Genomic DNA, 18776 nt, shown 5'->3' with positions numbered 1-18776 from the left:
GCCCCTGTGACGATCCTCGGTATCGGCCTGGACTTGGTAACCATCTCCGAGTTCTCCGAACAGCTACAACGGTCCGGAACAACCATGCTCCGGGAAAGTTTCACCGCGGGTGAGCGGCGCTACTGCCAGAGCAAGGGAACCGACCCCGCCCGTAGTTACGCGGCACGGTGGGCGGCGAAAGAGGCGGTGCTCAAGGCATGGGCATCGTCTCGGTTCGCCCGCCGACCGCAGATCGGGGACAACCCGTACCCGCTGATCGAGGTGGTCAACGACGCGTGGGGCCGGCCGAGCATCAAGCTGCACGGCCTCGCCGCCGAATTCCTGCCGCGCGCAAGGGTTCACCTGTCGCTGACCCACGACGGCGACACCGCCGCCGCCATGGTCGTCCTGGAAGACCCGGGCGAACTGGCCGATCTCATCGAAGGCCGCGAAGCGACCAGCTAGTCGACCCGCTCCGTCAGCGCTCGCTGGCGGAGCGGGATTCTTTTTCGGCGACGAGCAGGTACGCGACCATCAGGCGCTTGAGCTCGGAGACGGCGTCGGCGTGGCTCTGCTCGTCCTGGACGGAGAAGTTCAGCATCGAGTACACGACGTGCACGAGCACCTCGGCCATCATGGACCGCCGTGCCCGCGGGGTGCGCGGGGTCAGCGGCCGCAGCATCCGTGAGATGACCTCGGCGAATTCCTTCTCGTGAATCGCACCGGTGGCCCGCGTCGACGGCGTCGACTGCATGGCCAGCCAGACCTCGCGCCGGGACGGGTCGGTCATCCACAGGTTGGCCATGTGGTCGACGAACTGGTTCATGTGCCGCAACCAGTCCAGTGACGGAATCTCGCCGTGGAAATCGGCCAGTTCCTGCGAAACGGCAACGAGGTCTTGGCGATTCAGCTCGCAGACGATGACATATTTGTTGGCGAAGAACTGATACAGCGTGCCGATCGGCACCTCGGCTCGCGCCGCCACCTCTTCACAGGTGAACGACTCGAACCCGACCTCGACGAGCAGTTCACGAGACGCCTGCAACAGTGCGTCGAACTTCCGTTTGCTGCGTTCCTGCGTCGGTCGACGCCGCGGCATGAGCTCCTGTGGGTCGTCCTGCAGGTCCAACGCAGGGTCCGGACGTCGCTTAGCCCTGGCCTCCGTGCGTACATCCACGTATCCAGGCTAGCGGTATGGACACGCGCACGACACGCGCACGCGGTATGCGCGTCCAGGACTGTCAGATTTCACCACCCATCCAAGCCGGATGTGGCTGCGAACACATAAGCGAGCCTGCGTGCATCGTGACCCGCGTTACCGCGCAGTGCGTTCCCCGCGCAGGTGGTAATGACCCCGTTCGTGAGCTCGGCAAAACATTGGGAAGGCGTGATCTGTGGTAGCTCGATCTGTGGTAGCCCTAGGCGTTTCCACCGAACGCGGCGCCGTTCACGCGGTAGCCCTCGCCGATTCCGGCGAGAGGCTACCCGAGCGCGTGTTGCTTCATCGGGTGGTAAAGACCGACGGCGATAGCAAGGCGGACCTGGCGGCGGCGGTCGAGACGGCGATGGATTTTCTAGCCGCCGAACTCGGCCCGGATCTGGAGATCGGCGGTGCTGCGGTCACCTACCGCGACGCCGCCGAACGCCGGGCCATCGTCACCAGGCTGGCTTCCGGGCAGTGGGACACCGCCTCGTTGGTGTCGGCGAAGGCCGCGCATCTGAACGTCGCCGGTGTCATGACATGGCTGAACGAATTCGACGATCTGCTGATCTGCGAGGTGGTCCCCGGCCATCAGGCGTTCACGTTGATCGACCGCAGGCGCACCAGGGTCCTCGCGGCCAACAGTCAGACCGGCAGCGCGGCGACCGCCGAGGCGATGGGCGCGGCCGTAACGGCGGCTTGGGATCAATTCGAAGCGGACGCGGTGCGGCCGGACGCGGTGGTGTTGATCGGTTCGGGTGCGCGTGCGGCGGCGGTCGTCGCCGCGGCGGACGGATTCGGTGCACCCGTAATTCCGTGCAAGATCGCGGCATCCGCGTCCGCGGTCGGCGCGGCGCTGTCCGCCATGGCCGATCTGAACGCGGTCGGCGAGCCGGTGGAGCCGGTGCGTCACGGGCGAGGCACCGCGACAGCGCTGTTCGCTGCGGCCAGTGTGCTGGCCGGCGGACTGGTCGTCGGCGGCGTCTATTTGGCGGGCGGTATCTCGCGCCCGGCTACCGGTGCTGTCGTCGCGGATGCGCGGGTAACCGCGGACGCGCGCGTGGTCGATGCCGAGACCGGATCGTCCAGTGGTTCGAACGCCGGCTCGGCGGTCGAGCCCGGTGTGTTCAACCCGCGTGATTCGGCGATCGAAGGTCGGGGCGTGGCGGCGGGCGAACTCAGGCTGGAGCCGACGGTGGTGGTGCTGGACGTGCCGCAGTACTCGGCTCAGCGGTGGGGCAGCGGCGGGCAGCAGGATCGCCCGTTGCCGCTCGTACAGTCCGAACCGGTCCGCGAGACCGAGTCCGCGGCGCAGATGTTGCCAGGGACGGGGATTCCGGCCTCCACCACGAAGGTCGGCGCACCGAACGGCTCGCTGCTCTTCCCCGGCGAAGGCCCGCCGCCCGCGGCGGGCACGCCCGAGTCCTACCACTGGTGGGACAACCACTTCCGCATGTTGATGCAGTGGGCGTCGCAGCAGTTGCTGTCCACGTAGGCGGTAGTAGTACCGACAGCGGATACCACGAAAGGTCCGGCGCCTTGCAGCGCCGGACCTTTCGCTTGTCCGGACCAGACCGATGCCCCGGCGACGGCCGGAGCCGGATTCAGTCCGCGGTCCGGTGCCGGAACAGAATGCCCGCGGCGATGAAGCCGACCAGCGCGATGCCCGCACACCAGAGCACGGCCAGCAGCGCGCTGTTGTCGATCGGGGTGCCCATCAGCAATCCGCGCATGGTTTCGGTCACCGGTGTCACCGGCTGGTTCTCGGCGAACCAGTGCAGCCAACTGGGCATGGACTGCGGCGGCACAAAGGCACTGCTCACATACGGCAGGAACATGAACGCGAAGGTGAAGCCATTGGCCGCCTCCGGATTCTTCGCCAGCAGTCCGAGTGCGGCCGCGAGCCAGGACAGCGCGAGCACGAACATCGCGATGATGCCGTAGGCGGCCAGCCACCGCAGCGGATCGGTGGTCGGCCGGAAACCGATCGCGACCGCAAGCAGGATCACGATGGTGGTGGTGATCAGATTGCGCAGCAGACTTTCCACGACGTGCCCGGTCAGCACCGACGATCGGGCTATGGCCATGGTGCGGAACCGGTCGATGATGCCGTCGGTCATATCGGTCGACAGGCTCACCGCCGTTCCCGCCGAACCGAATCCGGCGCACAGCAGGATGATCCCCGGCACGATGTAGTCGATGTACGCGCCGCCACCGACATTCATCGCGCCGCCGAACACGTACACGAACATCAGCAGGATCATGATCGGCAGCGCGATGGTCATGATCATGGTGTCCGGGCTGCGCAGGGTGTGGCGCAGATTGCGGCCGAGCATGGTCGCAGAGTCCTGTGCCGCGCCGGTCAGTGTGGTCGTGATGGTCACAGCAGTGCCGCTTTCTCGGTGGTGGGGTGCCCGGTGAGCGCGAAGAACACGTCGTCGAGGTCGGGAGTGTGAATCGCGAGCTCGTCGATGGTGATCGCCTGATCGTCGAACTGATCCAGGAGCTGTTTGAGGGCACCGACGCTGCCGTCCGACGGGACCTGCAGCGTCAGCTGATCGGCATCGATCTCCGCGAGCGGCACGGTGCGAGCAGCTGCGGCGAGACCATGCCGGTCGGCGAATCGCAGCTGGATGTGACCGCCGGGTGCGAGCTGCTTCAGGTCACCGGGTGTGCCCGCGGCGACGATTTTGCCGTTGTGCAGCACCGCGATTCGGTCGGCGAGTTGATCGGCCTCTTCCAAGTATTGGGTGGTGAGGAAGATCGTCACGCCGTCGGCGACGAGGTTGCGGATCACCTGCCACAGTTCGCGGCGGCTGCGCGGGTCGAGTCCGGTGGTCGGTTCGTCGAGGAAGATGATCAGCGGCTCGCTCATGAGGCTCATGGCCAGGTCGAGTCGCCGGCGCATGCCGCCGGAGTAGGTCGCGACGCGGGCGTGCGCGGCATTCGTGAGCTCGAATTGCTCCAGGAGGCGGGCGGTTCGACGAACGGTCTCGGGTTTGCCCAGATGCAGTAGCCGACCCATGAGTCGCAGATTTTCGGCACCGGTCAACACGCTGTCGACCGCCGAGTACTGGCCGGTGACGCCGATGAGTCGGCGCACGGCGTCGGGTTCGTGCGCGAGATCGTGTCCGGCGACTCGGATCTCGCCGCTGTCGGCGCGGCTCAGCGTGGCCAGGATGCGCACCATGGTCGTCTTGCCCGCGCCATTCGGGCCGAGCAGCGAAAAGACTGTTCCCGCGGCGACTTCCAGGTCGATCCCAGCCAGAACGGTGTGCTCGCCGAAGGTTTTCGTCAACCCGCTGATACTGATGGCGGAGGTGGGTGGGACTGTCATGGGGTTCCTCGAATCAAAACTGTGTATGGCTTAAACTTTGTTTAGATAGTACGCAGTTTTTGGCCGGAGGGAAGAGATAGTCGAGAAGGAAGGTCGACCAGATGGAAACCCCTGAAGCCGACGGTGGTCCCGGCACGATGCCCAAGTCCTTCGCGCTGATGTGGGGCTTGGACGAAGCGGGAACGCGCGGACCCAAGCGCGGGCTGAGTCTCGATCAGGTGGTCGACGCGGCGATCGAGGTGGCCGACGCCGAAGGGTCCGCCGCGCTGTCGATGAGCCGGGTCGCCAAGCACCTCGGCTTCACCACGATGTCGCTCTACCGGTATGTGGACAGCAAGGACACGTTGATCGACCTCGTATCGGATCGAGTGGTGGGACCACCGCCGGAGCTGCCGGTCGGCGGGGACTGGCGGACCGGGATCGAGGCATGGGCGTGGGGCATGTTCCGGTCGATCGCACGGCATCCGTGGTGGCTGGACCTACCCCTGGCGGGCCCGCCGATGGGGCCGTACAACATGGCCTGGTTGGAAGTCGGGCTATCGGCGTTCGACGAAACGTCCGTACCGGAATCGGTGAAGCTTCAGCTGGTGCTGAACGTCTCGCTGTACGTGATCGGGCGAATGCGGGTAGCCAAGGAGATAGCGGTCAGCGCCGCCGCCGACCATGACGACTACCCGGCCATGCTGAGCCGGGTGATCGACCCGCAGCGGTTTCCGGCGCTGACCCGCGCTTTCTCCCAGCAGGCCTTCGACGATGTGGAGATGGACTCGGAGGAAGCCGTTTTGAGCTTCGGCCTGGATCGGATGCTGGATGGATACGAGCAGTTCGTGCGCTCGTTCGAGCGATAGGTTCCAGCTGCACCGACAGGTCGCGACCTACACCGACAGGTCGCGACGCAGCTTGGCGACGTGGCCGGTGGCGCGGACGTTGTACTGGGCGACCTCGATCTTGCCTGCCTCGTCCACCAGGAAGGTGGAGCGGATGACGCCGGTCACGGTCTTGCCGTACATCGTCTTCTCGCCGAACGCGCCCCATGCGGTGAGCACGGTGCGGTCGGGGTCCGACAGCAGCGGGAAGGTGAGTTTCTCGGCGTCGCGGAACTTGGCCAGCTTCGCGGGCTTGTCCGGCGAGATACCGATGACCTCGAGGCCCGCGCCCTCCAGTTCGGCGAGGCTGTCGCGGAAATCGCAGGCCTGCTTGGTGCAGCCGGGTGTGCTCGCGGCGGGGTAGAAGTAGACGATCACCTTGCGGCCGCGGTAGTCCGACAACGACACCTCTTTGCCGTCGGCATCGGGGAGCGTGAAGGCGGGGGCGGGAGCACCGGGGGAGAGTCGTTGGTTGTCGGTCACGCCTTGCACGGTAACCGAACGCCCCGACAGACTGCGCGCCATTAGACTCGTGGCAATCAGACACAGGAGGAGATACGTGGCTAGGGATACCGAGCGGATCGAGCGGGACATCGAGGCCGCGCGGACACGGCTCGCGAGCACGCTCGACGAACTTGCCGTGCGGGCGGATCCGCAGCGGATCGCCGATGACACCAAGCACATGGTGCTTGCGAAGCTGAACGAGCCGAAGGTGAAGTACAGCCTGATCGGTGCGGGCGCCGTCGTCGTTGGGCTGGTGCTGTTCAAGATCTTCCGCTGACGGAAAAACGAAACACCCGGTGTGGCACTGCCACACCGGGTGTTTCGTTTTTCGGGGCTATCAGACCGTCGGGCAGGCGAATCCGTCGCCGTCGGGATCCAGGTGCGGGCCGTAACCCGGTTCGCCACGGAAGATCGGCGCCCGACCGGCGGCGCGGGCCGCGTCGCAGTTAGCGAAGGCGCCACCCGCAGACCCGGTCTGCGACATACCGGCCGAGCCGGTCGCGGCCGAGCCGGTGTCGATGGCGGAAGATCCCGTTCCTGCGGATCCGGTAGGAGCGGCCAGTGCGGCGGGGGCCGCAAGGAGGGTCAGACCCGCGACGGCAGCGCTGACTATGAGCCGGCGAACGTTCATGTATTCCTCTATGTGTTTGCTGCGGTGGATTGGCGCCACAGGGGGAGACGCCGCATCCACTGTTGTGACGGCCCGCTCAGTTGTCAACCGGGCTGCATGCGAAGTTTGTGCACGCAACGCCGTAATTACTCGCCGAGGCGCCTGCCCGCGACGTGCTCGGCCGGGATATTTCCCATTCGTCCTGCGTGAAAATCCTCCACGGCTCGGATGATTTCGGCGCGGCTGTTCATGACGAACGGCCCGTACTGCACCACGGGTTCATTGATGGGTTGTCCGCCGAGCAGCAGCACCTCGAGATCGCCGCTCTGATTGTGTTGGAGTGCATCGGCGGACACGGTGACCGAGTCGCCTTGACCGAATACCGCCAGCTGTCCCTCGCCGACCGGCCTGCGTTCGGCGCCAACCGTGCCGTTGCCGGACAAGACGTACGCCATCGCTGTAAATCCTGGCGGCCATGGTGTTTCCAGCTGCCCGCCGGGGCTGATAGAGGCGTGCGCATAGGCGATGGGGGTGTAGGTCGAGCCGGGGCCGGCGAATCCGCCGATGTCGCCCGCGATCAAGCGCACCAGCGCGCCGCCGTCGTGCGAGCTCACCAATGTCAGCTCGGATCCGCGCAAATCTTGATAGCGCGGCGCGGCCATTTTCAGTGCACGCGGCAGATTCACCCATAGTTGGACGCCGTGGAACCAGCCGCCCGAAATGACCAGCTCTTCCGGTGGTACCTCGTCGTGCAAGATGCCGGATCCGGCTGTCATCCACTGGGTGTCGCCCTCGCTGATGACGCCGCCCCCGCCGTTCGAGTCGTGGTGCACCATAGTGCCGTCGAGCATGTAGGTCACGGTCTCGAAACCGCGGTGCGGATGCCATGGGGCGCCTTTGGCCTCGTGCGGCTCGTAGGCGACCGGGCCCATCTGGTCGAGCAGGATGAACGGGTCGGCCGAGCGCAGATCCATGCTCGGGAACGGCCGACGCACTTCGAACCCCGCGCCCTCACGCTGCTTGTGGGCGGTGCTGATGCCGCGTACCGCACGCTCGCGGGTCGGCTCGGTCGGCCTGGGCAGGCGGGGCAGAACCATGATGTCGGGGACGGTGATGGCGGGCACGGGCACCTCCTGAAAGTTTTGGTGTCCATGTCAACCAAAGACTGACTAGGATCATTCCCGTGGCCCGATGGTTGAGCGATGACGAGCAAACGACCTGGCAAGCGTTCATCCGGCTGCGCCAGCGAATGGACGCGGCGCTGGCTGCCGGATTAGCCCAGGACGGCCTCTCGCCCGCCGACTACGAGATCTTGGTGCCGCTGTCGGCCGCGCTGGGCGGCTGTCTGCGCGCCAAGGATCTCGGTGCGGAGATCTGCTGGGAGAAGAGCAGACTCTCCAAGCACCTGGCCCGGATGGCCGCGCGGGGCCTCGTCGAACGACGCCCGGCGCGGGAAGACGCCCGCGGCATCCTGGTGGAACTCACCCAGGACGGCCGCAAGGCGCTCGAGCACGCCGCACCGAACCACGTCGATCTGGTCCGTCGGCTGTTCATCGACGCGATGACTCCGGCGGAGGCGCGGGCGCTGCGATCGCTGGCGGACAAAGTGGTGGACGAGGCCGAGCGCGGCACCGACCTCAGCGTCTGAGCGTCGTCACCACGGCGTGATCGGCGGCTTCACCCACAGCAGCTTCTCGTCCGCGTGATTGCGCTGTGCCGCGGCATGATTCGGATGGCGCGCGGCCCAGGTGTCCTTGTCGTCGAGGAGTTGGGCGACGCTCGCCCAGGTCTCGTCGGTGCTCGGCGGATTCGTTGCCGCCGCGCGCGCGAGCTTTCGCCGCAGCACCGCGGGCATGGCCAGCAGTTCGGCTCCGGTGATTCCGCGATCCCAGATGTAGCCCGCGAGCCGCCGCGCCTTCTCGGCGCGACTCTTCGACGCGGAGTCGGAGTGGGCGTAATCGGTCATGGTGCGGTCCGCATCGGTGGTGGTTGGTCCCGGTCGACCCTAGCGGACGACAACGCCTCCCCGGCGATCGCCGGGGAGGCGTTGTGCGGCGTGCTGTCGGATCAGTAGGCCGAGTTCACGTTGTCCATCGAGCCGTACCGGTTGGCTGCGTAGTTGCATGCCGCGACGATGTTGGCGACCGGGTCCCAGACGTCGGTCGACGTGCCGGGGACGTGGTAGGCGTTGAAGGTCGGGTCGATGACCTGGAGCAGGCCCTTGGAGGGGATGCCCGCGGCGGCGTTGGAGTCCCAGAGGTTGATGGCCTGGGGGTTGCCGCTGGACTCGCGCATGATGTTGCGGTAGATGCCGTCGTAGCTGCCGGGGATGTTGTTGGCATGCATGATGTCGAGGGCCTGCAGGATCCAGCCGTTGAGGTTGTTCTCGTAGACGGGTGCGGGTGCAGGTGCGGGTTCAGGTGCAGGTGCGGGTGCTGGCATCGGTGCGGGAGCCGGGGCCGGCTCGGGCAGCGGGGCGGGCAGCGGCGCGGCGAGCGCCTCGGGGGCGGGCACTGTGGCCGGTGCCTGCTCGGCGACCACGGCGATGCGAGACGGGACACTGTCGTCTGCCACCGACACCGCGGAAGAAGCGGCGACGGCGATGAGGCCTGCTGCGGCTACTGCGAAGGTGAAGCCTTCGCGAAGCGAGCGGCGATGGAGTGAGAAGAAGCGTCTGTCAGGCATTGCGAAATCGGTTCCTTGTTCGGGGACTGTTTTCCGATCCGGGCGTGTGTGGCAGCACGGATCCACGACGGGCTCCCGTTGCGGTTGCTCGCCGAATTCGGCTTATGCTGTTTTCGGATTTTGTTGTGAAGACGGGGATTCGGGTTCCCGTTGTCAAGTAGTAAATCGGTCCAACCAAACTGCTGATCTGTTCTGGCTAGATCTCAGGATGGTCACGACCTGGATCTCAGGATGGTCACGACCGGTTAACGCAGGGTGAACGAAAGGTGAATCAGCGGGGTTTTCGATCTTGGTTGATCAAGATCGTGCAGGTCGACACCCCGTGTATGCGGGGAGTTTGCCCCTAAACGGAATGTGATGCAGCCCACTTAAGTTTCTTGGTAACGCAGGACACTTTGTCGTATTTGCCCTTACCAAGACGCGGGACGCACCCGTCCTGGGGTCACAACGCGAGCCAATGCGTTACGTAATTCGGCGACCGTGGAATCGCCGAGAACGGCCGACCATTGCTCGGCGAAATTGGCGGCGGCGGTATCTGCCGCGCGAGTGCAAGCCCACCCTCGTTCGGTCAATGTGATCAATCGCGCACGAGCGTCGCCCGGGTGCGCATTGCGCTCGGCGTATCCCTTGCGCACCAATTCGTCCACCAGTTGACTGGCCGCCTGCTTCGTCACCCCGAGATGCTCCGCGAGCTCACCGACGGTCGCGCCATCCGGCGCCATCCGCACGAACGCGAACCCGTGGGTGGGCCGCACATCGTCGAATCCGGCCGCCTGGACGCCCGAATGGATGGCGTCCGTGGCCGCCGCGCCCGCGGCGAGCAGCAGCAAGGCCAAATCCTGCCCGGCATGCAGCGTGGAGGCGGGCTTCAGGTCCGTCATGAATTCCATCTTGACACATGTGGTCAAGATGCTTGACTATATGGTCAATCTAGTTGACCAAATGAGGGAGCAAGACATGCCTGTGATCCGTGCCGCCGAAGCCCAAGTCCACGAAATGCACAACGCCCGCTTCACCTCCTACATCCGCCCCGAAACGGGCAGCACGGAACTGTGCGTCTGGCAGACCCGGATCGAGCCGGGCACCGTAGGGGTCGGCCACAAGATCCTGCGCGAGGAGGCCTTCGTTCTCATCCAGGGGTCCGTCACGCTGAGCATCGACGGTGAGCGGTCGGCGCTGGAGCCCGGAGATGCGGCCATCGCGCCCGCAGGCTCGACCATCAGCCTGGATAACACCGGATCGGAGCCTGCCGCCCTCGTGGTGACCGTTCCGGTCGGTTTCGCCGCCGAACTCGCCGACGGCACCCGCCTCACCCCGCCGTGGGCGGGCTGAGGCACGTCAGCCTCAGCATGCGGGCGTGACACGGCCCGGCAATCCAGCACCTGGATTGCCGGGCCGTCGAAGTACCTAGGCCAAGGTGCCGAGCTCGTCGCTCACCAGGCCGGAGATCGTGCCGAAGAACGCGGCAATGCCAGGCAGGTTCGGGCCCTTGGCGCGGGACGCGGTGAAATCCGCCTCGGAGCGCCACTCGACCACGTCGAGCCACTCGTCATTCGGCAGGCGCACCAGCCGGGCTCCGAGGAACCCTTCGCGGTCGGCGTCGAAATCCGCGACCATTCCGGGCCGCGCGGCCAGCATCTGCTCGACCTTGTCCGGCGTCACCGTGAAACGGGTCAGCTCTACCGTCACAGCCATTACTGCCTCCTTGTCGTACCAACGGTGCTCAACCCTGGCAGGAGTCGAACTGTTCCGCGTGTTCAGCCAGCGCCCTACGCGGCTGCTCGGCGGTCACGTGGTCTCCTCGAACTCGACGGTGTCGCGCGTGGCGAACGACACACCCGGCGGTTTGCGATTCTGGGAACAAAAAATCCCCCGTCGACGTGTTGTCGATGAGGGATGTGTGTTGTTGTGCGCCATCAGGGACTCGAACCCCGAACCCGCTGATTAAGAGTCAGCTGCTCTGCCAATTGAGCTAATGGCGCTTGCTCCGTGTTCCGGTGCGGGACAGACATTAACAGGCCGAGGGCACAGAAGTGAAATCGATATCTGGCCGGGGCGCGGGGCAAGTCTGCGAGCCGTGTTAACAAGCGGTGGGGTAGTCGGGATCTAACCGGTGAACTCGCCTGGGTCGATGCGGTATTCGCGTTGGATCGGGCTTGCCGGGCTGGCAGAATGGCGGACGTGGTCTCGACCGATCCCGCCGGCGCGGTGGGTTGAGCTAGCAATCGGTTGGATCCGAAGCCATCGGTGCGCTTCTTGGCGCTCCGGGACTTGAAACGGGGTTGAGATGAGCGTTGTGCAGGGTCGACATCGGTCGATGGGGAAAGTCACCGCACCTCTGATTGTGTTGGCTGTGCTAGCGCTGGCGTTATCGGCGTGCTCGTCGTCGTCGGGCAGCGCGGACGCCGCACTGATCGCCATCGACCGCAACCCCATCACGGAACTGATCAAGCCCAAGCTGTTGTCCCCGGTCAAGGATGGTGACGTGGGGGTGTCGCCGGGGATGCCGCTGACCTTCAAGGTCGACGACGGCAAGTTCACCAACGTCACCTTGCTGAACCCGCAGAGCGAGCCGGTGAGCGGCAAGCTGGCCGCCGACGGCCGGTCCTGGGAGACCACCGAGGTGCTCGGCTACGGCAAGGCCTACCGGCTGCGCGCCGATGCGATCGGTCTCGGCGGCGCGAACTCCACCGCGTTGAGCTTCACCACCAGCTCACCGGACAGCCAGACCCATCCCTATCTGCTGCCGGGTGAGGGTGAGGTGGTCGGTATCGGGCAGCCGGTGGCCGTCCAGTTCGACGAGAACATCCCCGACCGCATGGCCGCCCAGAATGCGATAAAGATCACCACCGAGCCTGCGGTGGAGGGCGCGTTCTACTGGGTGAACAACCGTGAGGTCCGGTGGCGGCCCGAGCACTTCTGGGCGCCGGGTACCAAGGTCACCATCGACGTGAACGTGTACGGCAAGAACCTGGGCAACGGACTGTACGGCCAGGACAACATCCACTCCTTCTTCATCGTCGGCGACGCGGTGATTTTCACGGCCGACGACAACACCAAGCAGGTGACCGTCGAGCAGAACGGTCAGGTCGTGCGGACCATGCCGACCTCGATGGGCAAGGCATCCACGCCCACCGACAACGGCGTCTACATCGTGAGCGACCGGTTCGACAAGATCGTCATGGACTCCTCGACCTACGGCGTGCCGGTGGGCTCGGCGGATGGCTACAAGACTCCGGTCGACTATGCGACCCGAATCTCCTACAGCGGCATCTTCTTTCATTCCGCGCCGTGGTCTGTCGGTCAGCAGGGGTACTCGAACACCAGCCACGGCTGCCTGAACCTGAGTCCGGCCAACGCCCTGTGGGTCTATCAGAACGCCAAGCGCGGTGACATCACCATCGTCAAGAACACGGTGGGCGGCACCCTGTCGGGTGTCGACGGCCTCGGTGACTGGAACATCCCGTGGCCGGAGTGGAAGGCAGGCAACGCCGACGTCCGATGACGAAGGAAAGGCCCCCAGCGATCGCGCTGGGGGCCTTTTTCGTGTCCGGTATGGCAAAAATCAGGGGATGACCGGTCCTGGCGTTCCTGGGCAGGTGAGGTTCGCGTTGAACGCGCTGCCCAGCGCGGCGCACAGCAGCGGGCCGCCGAAGAGGAGCTTTTCGAAGGCGGCCAATGCCGCGCCCGAGGACCCGGTGCCCGAGGACCCGGTCGTGGTCACTCCGCCCGCCGATCCGGTGCTGCCCGACCCGGTCGAGGACTCCAGCCCGGTCGACTCCACCGGAACTCCGAGATCCGCAGCTGCCGTTCCGGTAGCTCCGGTCAGCAATGTTGCGCCGACAAGGGCTGCAATAACCGTGGCACGCATCACGAACTGTTGTCTTTCTGGTCAGCCAGGGCGATGCCTGGCGGCACCTCCCCTCGGGCCGCAGTCTACGGAGTGAAAACGAGATATGTCAGATATTCGTGAAGAATCTGTCGGGCATCGGCGGTCCGGCTTGTGTCGCGAAACTTGCTGGTGCACTGGGGGATAGGCCCGTTTCATGGGCAGTGCTGCCGGGTTTCATGGATGCAAAAAGGCCCAGGCTGGGATTTCTCCCGGCCTGGGCCTCGGTGGGGTGGCTGACGGGACTCGAACCCGCGACAGCCAGGATCACAACCTGGTGCTCTACCAACTGAACTACAGCCACCATTGCCGGTGAATCACCGGCGCGGTAGATATTAGCGTGTTACCCCCGGGAGTCCCTAATCGGTTAACCGCGTGCCGTTTGCGCTGGGCTTTTGGCGCGCCGCGGATCCGGAGTCGCTGCACGCCGTCACACCGGTCCGGCGCCGTTGGGCCGATCTATTCGGCGCCGTCGGTTCGGACCGACTCCGCGCCCTTGCCGTTGCCGCTGAGTTCGGTGGCGATCGCGGCGATCTCCGCGGTCGACGGGCCGGGCGCGGCGACGAACGCGGTGCGTCGGTAATACTCCAGCTCGCGGATGGATTCCTTGATGTCGGAGAGGGCGCGGTGGGTGAGCCCCTTCTCCGGCTGACCGAAGTAGATGCGCGGGTACCAGCGGCGGCACAGCTCCTTGATCGAGCTGACATCGATCATCCGGTAGTGCAGGTGGGTATCCAGCAGCGGCATGTCGCGGGCGATGAAGCCTCGGTCGGTAGCGATCGAGTTGCCCGCGAGCGGGACCGTGCCCGCGAGCGGGGCGTATTCGCGGATGTAATCGAGGACCTGCTGCTCGGCCTCGGCGAGGGTGACCGTGGAGCGGCGCACCTCGTCGGTGAGGCCGGAGCGCGCGTGCATTTCGGTGACCACCGGTGGCATCGCGGCCAACGCCGCGTCGTCGGCGTGGATGACGATATCCACGCCCTCACCCAGAATGTTGAGGTCGCTATCGGTCACGAGCGCGGCCACCTCGATCAGCTTGTCGCTGTCGAGACGGAGGCCGGTCATCTCGCAATCCATCCACACCACGAATTTGTCGGACACCCGAGCAACACTAGCGCGCGGCGCCACTGGGATGAGCACCCGAGGACGACCGGCGGCGATAGAGTTTGCGGGAGTTCGACGTAGGCGTTTGTGGCACGACAGCTAACACAGCGGAAGCAGTCACAGTCAGAGCTGGACGGAGGACGCGCGATGACCACTCCCCAGGAGAAGGCGGCCGCGGCGCGCAAGGCCGCGCAGGACGCGGCGCGGGTGGCCGCGGAGGCCGCGGCCGCGGCCGAAGCCGCGGAGCGCGAGCTGGCCGAACAGGAGGCCGCCGCGGCGTCGGGTGCGGCGAACGGTGCCGATGCGGTGGCTGTGGCCGCCGAGTCCGAGGCGAAGGCTGCCGCGACGGCGGAGATGACCGCCACGGTGGCCGAAGCGACGAAGGCCGCGGCTTCCGACACCGCGCGGTCGGCCGAACAGTCGCCCGCGCAGCTGATCGCCGCGGGTTATGCCTTCGAGGGGGAGGCACTGGAACTCGGCACCGTGGTGATCGACGGGCAGGTCGATCCGACTGCGCTGGTGCGGATTCCGATGCGCACCGTGAACCGGCACGGCCTGGTGGCAGGCGCCACCGGCACCGGTAAGACGAAGACGTTGCAGGGGATCGCCGAACAGCTCTCACGCGCCGGAGTGCCGGTGGTGCTCGCCGATATCAAGGGCGACCTGTCCGGTCTGTCGCGACCCGGGCAGCCGAACGAGAAGCTGAGCACGCGGGCGCTGGAAACCGGTGCGGGGGAATGGAAGCCGACCGGGTTCCCGACCGAGTTCGTCTCGCTCGGCACCGGCGGCATCGGGTTGCCGATCCGCGCGACCATCACCGCGTTCGGGCCGGTGTTGCTCAGTAAAGTGCTCGGACTCAACGAGACTCAGGAATCAACGCTCGGGCTCATCTTCCACTGGACGGACAAGCAAGGGCTCGGCCTGCTGGATCTGAAGGATCTGCGTGCGGTCATCACCCATCTGACCAGTCCGGAGGGCAAGGAAGACCTCAAGGGCATCGGCGGAGTTTCGGCGGCGACCGCGGGTGTCATCCTGCGTGCGCTGGTGAACCTCGAGGCCGACGGTGGCGACACGTTCTTCGGTGAGCCGGAACTGGATCCGGCGGATCTGCTGCGCCTCGCGGGCGGGCAGGGTGTGATCACCCTGTTCGAGCTGGGCGCCCAGGCGGCGCGGCCGGTGATGTTCTCCACCTTCCTGATGTGGGTGCTCGCCGATCTGTTCCAGACCCTGCCCGAGGTGGGCGATGTCGAAAAGCCCAAGCTGGTCTTTATTTTCGACGAGGCACACCTGTTGTTCGCGGACGCGTCGAAGGCGTTCCTCGAGCAGGTGGAGCAGACGGTCAAACTGATCCGCTCCAAGGGGGTCGGCGTGTTCTTCTGTACCCAGCTGCCGACCGACATCCCGAATTCCGTGCTCTCCCAACTCGGTGCGCGCATTCAGCACGCGCTGCGCGCCTTCACCCCCGACGATCAGAAGGCGCTGTCCAAGACGGTGCGCACCTATCCCAAGACCGGAACCTACGATCTGGAAAAGGCGCTTACCTCGCTCGGCACCGGCGAGGCGATCGTCACGGTGCTTTCGGAGAAGGGCGCGCCGACGCCGGTGGCGTGGACCAGGATTCAGCCGCCGCGTTCACTGATGGACACCATCGGTGACGAGGCGATCAAGTCGCGTGCCCTGTCCAGTTCGTTGTTCGGGAAGTACGGCCAGACCATCGACCGGGAATCGGCCTACGAGATCCTCGCGGCGAAAGTCGCGGCGGCGCAGGAGACCCCGGAGCCGACCTCGGCGCCGGGACGGTCCCCGAAGGCCGCCGAGCCGGACTCGGCCGCCGAACGCATCATGAAGAACCCGGCCGTGAAGAGCTTCCTGCGTTCGGCTGCCACCGCGGCGGGCCGCGAGATCAGCCGCAGTATCTTCGGCACCCGCAAGCGCTAGCCCGCGTCGCGATTGGACGGGTCGAGCAGCGTCACGGTGTTCTCCTGATTGCGCAACCTCGACCGATCGGCGATCTCGACGAGTCACCGACATACCCCGGCCGACGGAGGCTCAGCGGCCGATATCGCGGCTGAGCAGGTCGGACATGGTCTCTCGGCGCACCAATTCACGAGACACGCCTTTGCGCACCGCGATGATCGGCGGGCGGCCGACGCAGTTGTAGGACGACGCGAGACTGTGGTGGTAGGCGCCGGTGCACGGCATGGCGAGCACCTCGCCCGGCCTCAGGTTCGCGGGCAGTTGCACGTCGGTGGCGAGGATGTCGCCTGCCTCGCAGAACCGGCCCACGACCGTGGCGGTCATGTGCGGGCCGGTCGGGTGCCGGTTGGCCACGACCACGCTGTACTGCGCGCCGTACAGTGCGACACGTGGATTGTCACTCATGCCGCCGTCGACCGTGACATAGGTGTGGCCGCCGTCGATGTGCTTGACCGACCGCACGCGGTACAGGGTCACCCCGGCGTGGGCGACGATGGCGCGGCCCGGTTCGATGGCGATGACGGGGCGCGGGAAACCGCGGCGCGCGCAGGCGGCATCGAGGGCGTCCTCGACGATCGCGGCGAGCTCGATCAGATTCATTTCGGCGTCGCCACAGCGGTAGGCGACGCCGTGTCCGCCGCCGATGTCCAGGTGGGTGAGCAGGTGATCGTGGTCGTCGCGGACCCGCGACATCTCGGCGACCATCCGGCGGATGGCCTCGCCGTAGTGGTCCGGTTCGCAGATCTGCGAACCGAGGTGGCAGTGGAAGCCGACCAGCCGCAACTTCGGCTGGCGCAGGATGCGAGCAACGGCTTCGGCGGCCGAGTCGCTGCCGAGCGGGAAACCGAACTTCTGATCGGTCACCCCGGTGACGACGGCGGGATGGCCGTGTACGTCGATGCCAGGGGAAAGCCGCAGCATGACCTGCTGCGAGCCGGTGGCAAGGGCGGAAAGCAGGTTGATCTCGGCGAGTGAGTCGACGACGATCCTGCCGACGCCGACCTGGACCGCCGCTTCCAGCTCGTCGAAGGATTTCCCGTTGCCGTGCAGGATGATTCGTTTCGGATCGACGCCCGCGGCGAGCGCGACGGCAAGTTCGCCCGCCGAGCAGACATCCACCGAAAGCCCCTCCTCGGTGACCCAGTCGGCGACCGCCTTGATCATCAGTGCCTTGCCGGCGTAGTAGATCTCAGCCTCCGGGAATGCCGCCCGATACGCCCGGCAGCGCTCCCTGACCTCACGCTCGGCGAGCACGTAGGTGGGGGTGCCGTACTGGTCGGCGATATCGGCGAGCGCGACACCTCCGACAGTTATTCGGCCCGCGTCGTCGTAATGCGTGTCCCGTGGCCAGATCGCGGAGTCGAGCCGCGGGGGCATTCCCCCCGACCGCAGCGAGGGGAAGATTTCGAGCAGCGTCACGATGTCTCCTGTGTCGCCCCCGCTTTCTCCACATGCGGGGCCATCGTCAGGACTACGCCGCTTTCAGCTGCTCGAACCAATGCCTTATGCGAACTTGACGCATCGGCCCCCGATCTTGACGCGATCACAACAGACCGTCGACCTGCGAAGACGCTGGTTCAGCTGTGGGAAACGGCCAAGAGCCCGGCGTGGTCATCTGGCTGTGGTCACGTTTCGAGCGGTATTCGCAGGGCGGACACCCCTAGTTGTTAGTGCACACCCCTTGTAGTGGGTGTTTGGCTGGTGCGGGGGGTGTTGGGAACCTGGCGGGTCGCGCGCTGAGACTCAGCCGCCGAGTTTCCGATAGAAGGCGCCCGCGATCGGTGCGGTGAATGAGCGGGGGCCGTATTGGCCCGCCACGCTCATGCCCTTGCTGATCAGGCCGGGGACCACCCGCATTTTGTTGCGGGCCAAGGCATCGATGGACACCTTGGCGGTGTGTTCCGAGGTGACCCACATGAAGTCGGGGACCATGCGGTCCACGATCGATGCGTCGGACGGGTCCGGAGTTTCGGTGCGCACCGGGCCGGGCGCCAATAGCGTGACATGCACCCCGGAGCCCTTCAGCTCGCCGCGCAGAGATTCGGAGAAGGTATTGGCGAAGGCTTTGCTCGCCGCGTAGGTGGCGTTGTTCGGGATCGGCATATTGCCCGCCGCCGAGCCGCTGATCAGGATGCCGCCGCCGCCACGTGCGATCATGCCGGGCAGCACGGCGAGGGTGAGGTCGTGCACCGCAACGGCATTCAGTTCCATCTGCGCGCGCTCGTAGTCCAGATCCAGTTCGGCGACGGCGCCGAATGTGGCGATCCCCGCGTTATTGCACAGGATCGCGATATTGCGCGCGGCCAGCTCCTCGACCAGGGGGGCACGCTGGGTGCGGTCGGCCAGATCGACCGCGCGTACCTCGGCGCTGATGCCGTGCGCCAGCGTCAGTCGTTCGGCGAGTTCGGTGAGCAGCTCACCGCGCCTGGCGACGAGGATCAGGGAATAGCCGCGGGCGGCGAGGTCGGCGGCCAGTGCGGTGCCGATGCCGGAGGAGGCGCCGGTGACAACCGCGCGGTTCTCGGAGGTAGGGGAGGGCAGGCTCACGAGTGGAGCCTATCCCCACCGGGGTGTTCCACTCGCAGGTCGACCGGTCGCGGAACGTGTCGGCCCGGCATCGATGT

General features: G+C 66.0%; 22 protein-coding genes and 2 tRNA genes. 8 read left to right on the top strand and 16 right to left on the bottom strand.

Going from position 1 to position 18776, the window contains the following annotated elements:
* Nucleotides 1-6: 6 nt before the first annotated feature.
* Nucleotides 7-444 (top strand): holo-ACP synthase, encoded by a 438-nt coding sequence (locus ACFQZZ_RS21430; protein ID WP_378683503.1) that lies wholly within the window; start codon nt 7-9, stop codon nt 442-444.
* A 13-nt stretch (nt 445-457) separates the two neighbouring features.
* On the opposite strand, the gene ACFQZZ_RS21425 is transcribed toward ACFQZZ_RS21430, so the two are convergent.
* Nucleotides 458-1078, bottom strand: coding sequence for a TetR family transcriptional regulator (locus tag ACFQZZ_RS21425; RefSeq protein ID WP_378684098.1), 621 nt, complete (start codon nt 1076-1078; stop codon nt 458-460).
* Nucleotides 1079-1373: 295 nt separating this feature from the next.
* Between ACFQZZ_RS21425 and ACFQZZ_RS21420 the strand changes: the two genes are divergently transcribed.
* A complete protein-coding gene (locus tag ACFQZZ_RS21420; protein WP_378683500.1) occupies nt 1374-2675 on the top strand; it encodes a hypothetical protein in 1302 nt (433 codons plus the stop codon).
* A 109-nt stretch (nt 2676-2784) separates the two neighbouring features.
* Here the strand turns inward: ACFQZZ_RS21420 and ACFQZZ_RS21415 are convergent, their stop codons facing one another.
* Nucleotides 2785-3516 (bottom strand): ABC transporter permease, encoded by a 732-nt coding sequence (locus tag ACFQZZ_RS21415; RefSeq protein ID WP_378684095.1) that lies wholly within the window; start codon nt 3514-3516, stop codon nt 2785-2787.
* Nucleotides 3517-3560: 44 nt separating this feature from the next.
* Nucleotides 3561-4517, bottom strand: a complete 957-nt coding sequence (locus ACFQZZ_RS21410; protein ID WP_378683497.1) for an ATP-binding cassette domain-containing protein — start codon at nt 4515-4517, stop codon at nt 3561-3563.
* 101 nt (nt 4518-4618) lie between these two features.
* On the opposite strand from ACFQZZ_RS21410, the gene ACFQZZ_RS21405 reads away from it, so the two are divergent.
* Entirely contained in the window at nt 4619-5365 is a 747-nt protein-coding gene (locus tag ACFQZZ_RS21405; RefSeq protein ID WP_378683494.1) for a TetR/AcrR family transcriptional regulator, read from the top strand.
* Between the two features lie 27 nt (nt 5366-5392).
* On the opposite strand, the gene bcp is transcribed toward ACFQZZ_RS21405, so the two are convergent.
* A complete protein-coding gene (bcp, locus tag ACFQZZ_RS21400) occupies nt 5393-5866 on the bottom strand; it encodes a thioredoxin-dependent thiol peroxidase (RefSeq protein ID WP_378683491.1) in 474 nt (157 codons plus the stop codon).
* Nucleotides 5867-5942: 76 nt separating this feature from the next.
* Between bcp and ACFQZZ_RS21395 the strand changes: the two genes are divergently transcribed.
* A complete protein-coding gene (locus tag ACFQZZ_RS21395; RefSeq protein ID WP_378683488.1) occupies nt 5943-6164 on the top strand; it encodes a DUF3618 domain-containing protein in 222 nt (73 codons plus the stop codon).
* A 60-nt stretch (nt 6165-6224) separates the two neighbouring features.
* Here the strand turns inward: ACFQZZ_RS21395 and ACFQZZ_RS21390 are convergent, their stop codons facing one another.
* Together ACFQZZ_RS21390 and ACFQZZ_RS21385 are read right to left on the bottom strand one after the other, a co-directional pair.
* Nucleotides 6225-6518, bottom strand: coding sequence for an excalibur calcium-binding domain-containing protein (locus tag ACFQZZ_RS21390; protein WP_378683486.1), 294 nt, complete (start codon nt 6516-6518; stop codon nt 6225-6227).
* 125 nt (nt 6519-6643) lie between these two features.
* Complete coding sequence (locus ACFQZZ_RS21385; protein ID WP_378683483.1) at nt 6644-7621, bottom strand: pirin family protein; 978 nt, start codon at nt 7619-7621, stop codon at nt 6644-6646.
* Between the two features lie 59 nt (nt 7622-7680).
* Between ACFQZZ_RS21385 and ACFQZZ_RS21380 the strand changes: the two genes are divergently transcribed.
* Nucleotides 7681-8145, top strand: coding sequence for a MarR family winged helix-turn-helix transcriptional regulator (locus ACFQZZ_RS21380; protein ID WP_378683480.1), 465 nt, complete (start codon nt 7681-7683; stop codon nt 8143-8145).
* A gap of 6 nt (nt 8146-8151) precedes the next feature.
* Here the strand turns inward: ACFQZZ_RS21380 and ACFQZZ_RS21375 are convergent, their stop codons facing one another.
* The 3 genes from ACFQZZ_RS21375 to ACFQZZ_RS21365 form a co-directional block, all read right to left on the bottom strand.
* Nucleotides 8152-8463, bottom strand: coding sequence for a hypothetical protein (locus ACFQZZ_RS21375; RefSeq protein ID WP_378683478.1), 312 nt, complete (start codon nt 8461-8463; stop codon nt 8152-8154).
* A 101-nt stretch (nt 8464-8564) separates the two neighbouring features.
* Nucleotides 8565-9182 carry a transglycosylase SLT domain-containing protein gene (locus ACFQZZ_RS21370; protein ID WP_378683475.1) on the bottom strand — a complete coding sequence of 206 codons (618 nt, stop codon included), beginning with the start codon at nt 9180-9182 and terminating at the stop codon, nt 8565-8567.
* A gap of 410 nt (nt 9183-9592) precedes the next feature.
* Nucleotides 9593-10063, bottom strand: a complete 471-nt coding sequence (locus ACFQZZ_RS21365) for a MarR family winged helix-turn-helix transcriptional regulator (protein ID WP_378683472.1) — start codon at nt 10061-10063, stop codon at nt 9593-9595.
* A gap of 76 nt (nt 10064-10139) precedes the next feature.
* Between ACFQZZ_RS21365 and ACFQZZ_RS21360 the strand changes: the two genes are divergently transcribed.
* Nucleotides 10140-10514, top strand: coding sequence for a cupin domain-containing protein (locus ACFQZZ_RS21360; RefSeq protein ID WP_378683469.1), 375 nt, complete (start codon nt 10140-10142; stop codon nt 10512-10514).
* Between the two features lie 75 nt (nt 10515-10589).
* On the opposite strand, the gene ACFQZZ_RS21355 is transcribed toward ACFQZZ_RS21360, so the two are convergent.
* Nucleotides 10590-10877, bottom strand: a complete 288-nt coding sequence (locus ACFQZZ_RS21355) for an antibiotic biosynthesis monooxygenase family protein (protein WP_378683466.1) — start codon at nt 10875-10877, stop codon at nt 10590-10592.
* A gap of 214 nt (nt 10878-11091) precedes the next feature.
* Nucleotides 11092-11164: transfer RNA gene (locus ACFQZZ_RS21350), tRNA-Lys, on the bottom strand.
* Between the two features lie 305 nt (nt 11165-11469).
* Between ACFQZZ_RS21350 and ACFQZZ_RS21345 the strand changes: the two genes are divergently transcribed.
* Nucleotides 11470-12687 carry an Ig-like domain-containing protein gene (locus ACFQZZ_RS21345; RefSeq protein WP_378683464.1) on the top strand — a complete coding sequence of 406 codons (1218 nt, stop codon included), beginning with the start codon at nt 11470-11472 and terminating at the stop codon, nt 12685-12687.
* Between the two features lie 60 nt (nt 12688-12747).
* On the opposite strand, the gene ACFQZZ_RS21340 is transcribed toward ACFQZZ_RS21345, so the two are convergent.
* From ACFQZZ_RS21340 to orn, 3 genes are all read right to left on the bottom strand, one after another.
* A complete protein-coding gene (locus tag ACFQZZ_RS21340; protein ID WP_378683461.1) occupies nt 12748-13053 on the bottom strand; it encodes a hypothetical protein in 306 nt (101 codons plus the stop codon).
* 246 nt (nt 13054-13299) lie between these two features.
* Nucleotides 13300-13375, bottom strand: a tRNA-His gene (locus tag ACFQZZ_RS21335).
* Between the two features lie 155 nt (nt 13376-13530).
* Entirely contained in the window at nt 13531-14172 is a 642-nt protein-coding gene (gene orn, locus ACFQZZ_RS21330) for an oligoribonuclease (protein WP_378683458.1), read from the bottom strand.
* Between the two features lie 150 nt (nt 14173-14322).
* Between orn and ACFQZZ_RS21325 the strand changes: the two genes are divergently transcribed.
* Complete coding sequence (locus ACFQZZ_RS21325; RefSeq protein WP_378683455.1) at nt 14323-16113, top strand: helicase HerA-like domain-containing protein; 1791 nt, start codon at nt 14323-14325, stop codon at nt 16111-16113.
* A gap of 111 nt (nt 16114-16224) precedes the next feature.
* On the opposite strand, the gene lysA is transcribed toward ACFQZZ_RS21325, so the two are convergent.
* Nucleotides 16225-17571 carry a diaminopimelate decarboxylase gene (gene lysA, locus ACFQZZ_RS21320; RefSeq protein ID WP_378683453.1) on the bottom strand — a complete coding sequence of 449 codons (1347 nt, stop codon included), beginning with the start codon at nt 17569-17571 and terminating at the stop codon, nt 16225-16227.
* Between the two features lie 324 nt (nt 17572-17895).
* Nucleotides 17896-18699: a mycolate reductase gene (gene cmrA / locus ACFQZZ_RS21315; protein ID WP_378683450.1), complete on the bottom strand. Its 804-nt coding sequence runs from the start codon at nt 18697-18699 to the stop codon at nt 17896-17898.
* Nucleotides 18700-18776: the final 77 nt, after the last annotated feature.

It is taken from the genome of Nocardia sp. GCM10030253, from assembly GCF_042675075.1.
In the GTDB taxonomy this organism is placed as follows: Bacteria; Actinomycetota; Actinomycetes; order Mycobacteriales; family Mycobacteriaceae; genus Nocardia.
The sequence above is the reverse complement of the archived record's forward strand: the minus strand, read 5'-3'. Positions and strand labels throughout refer to the sequence as shown.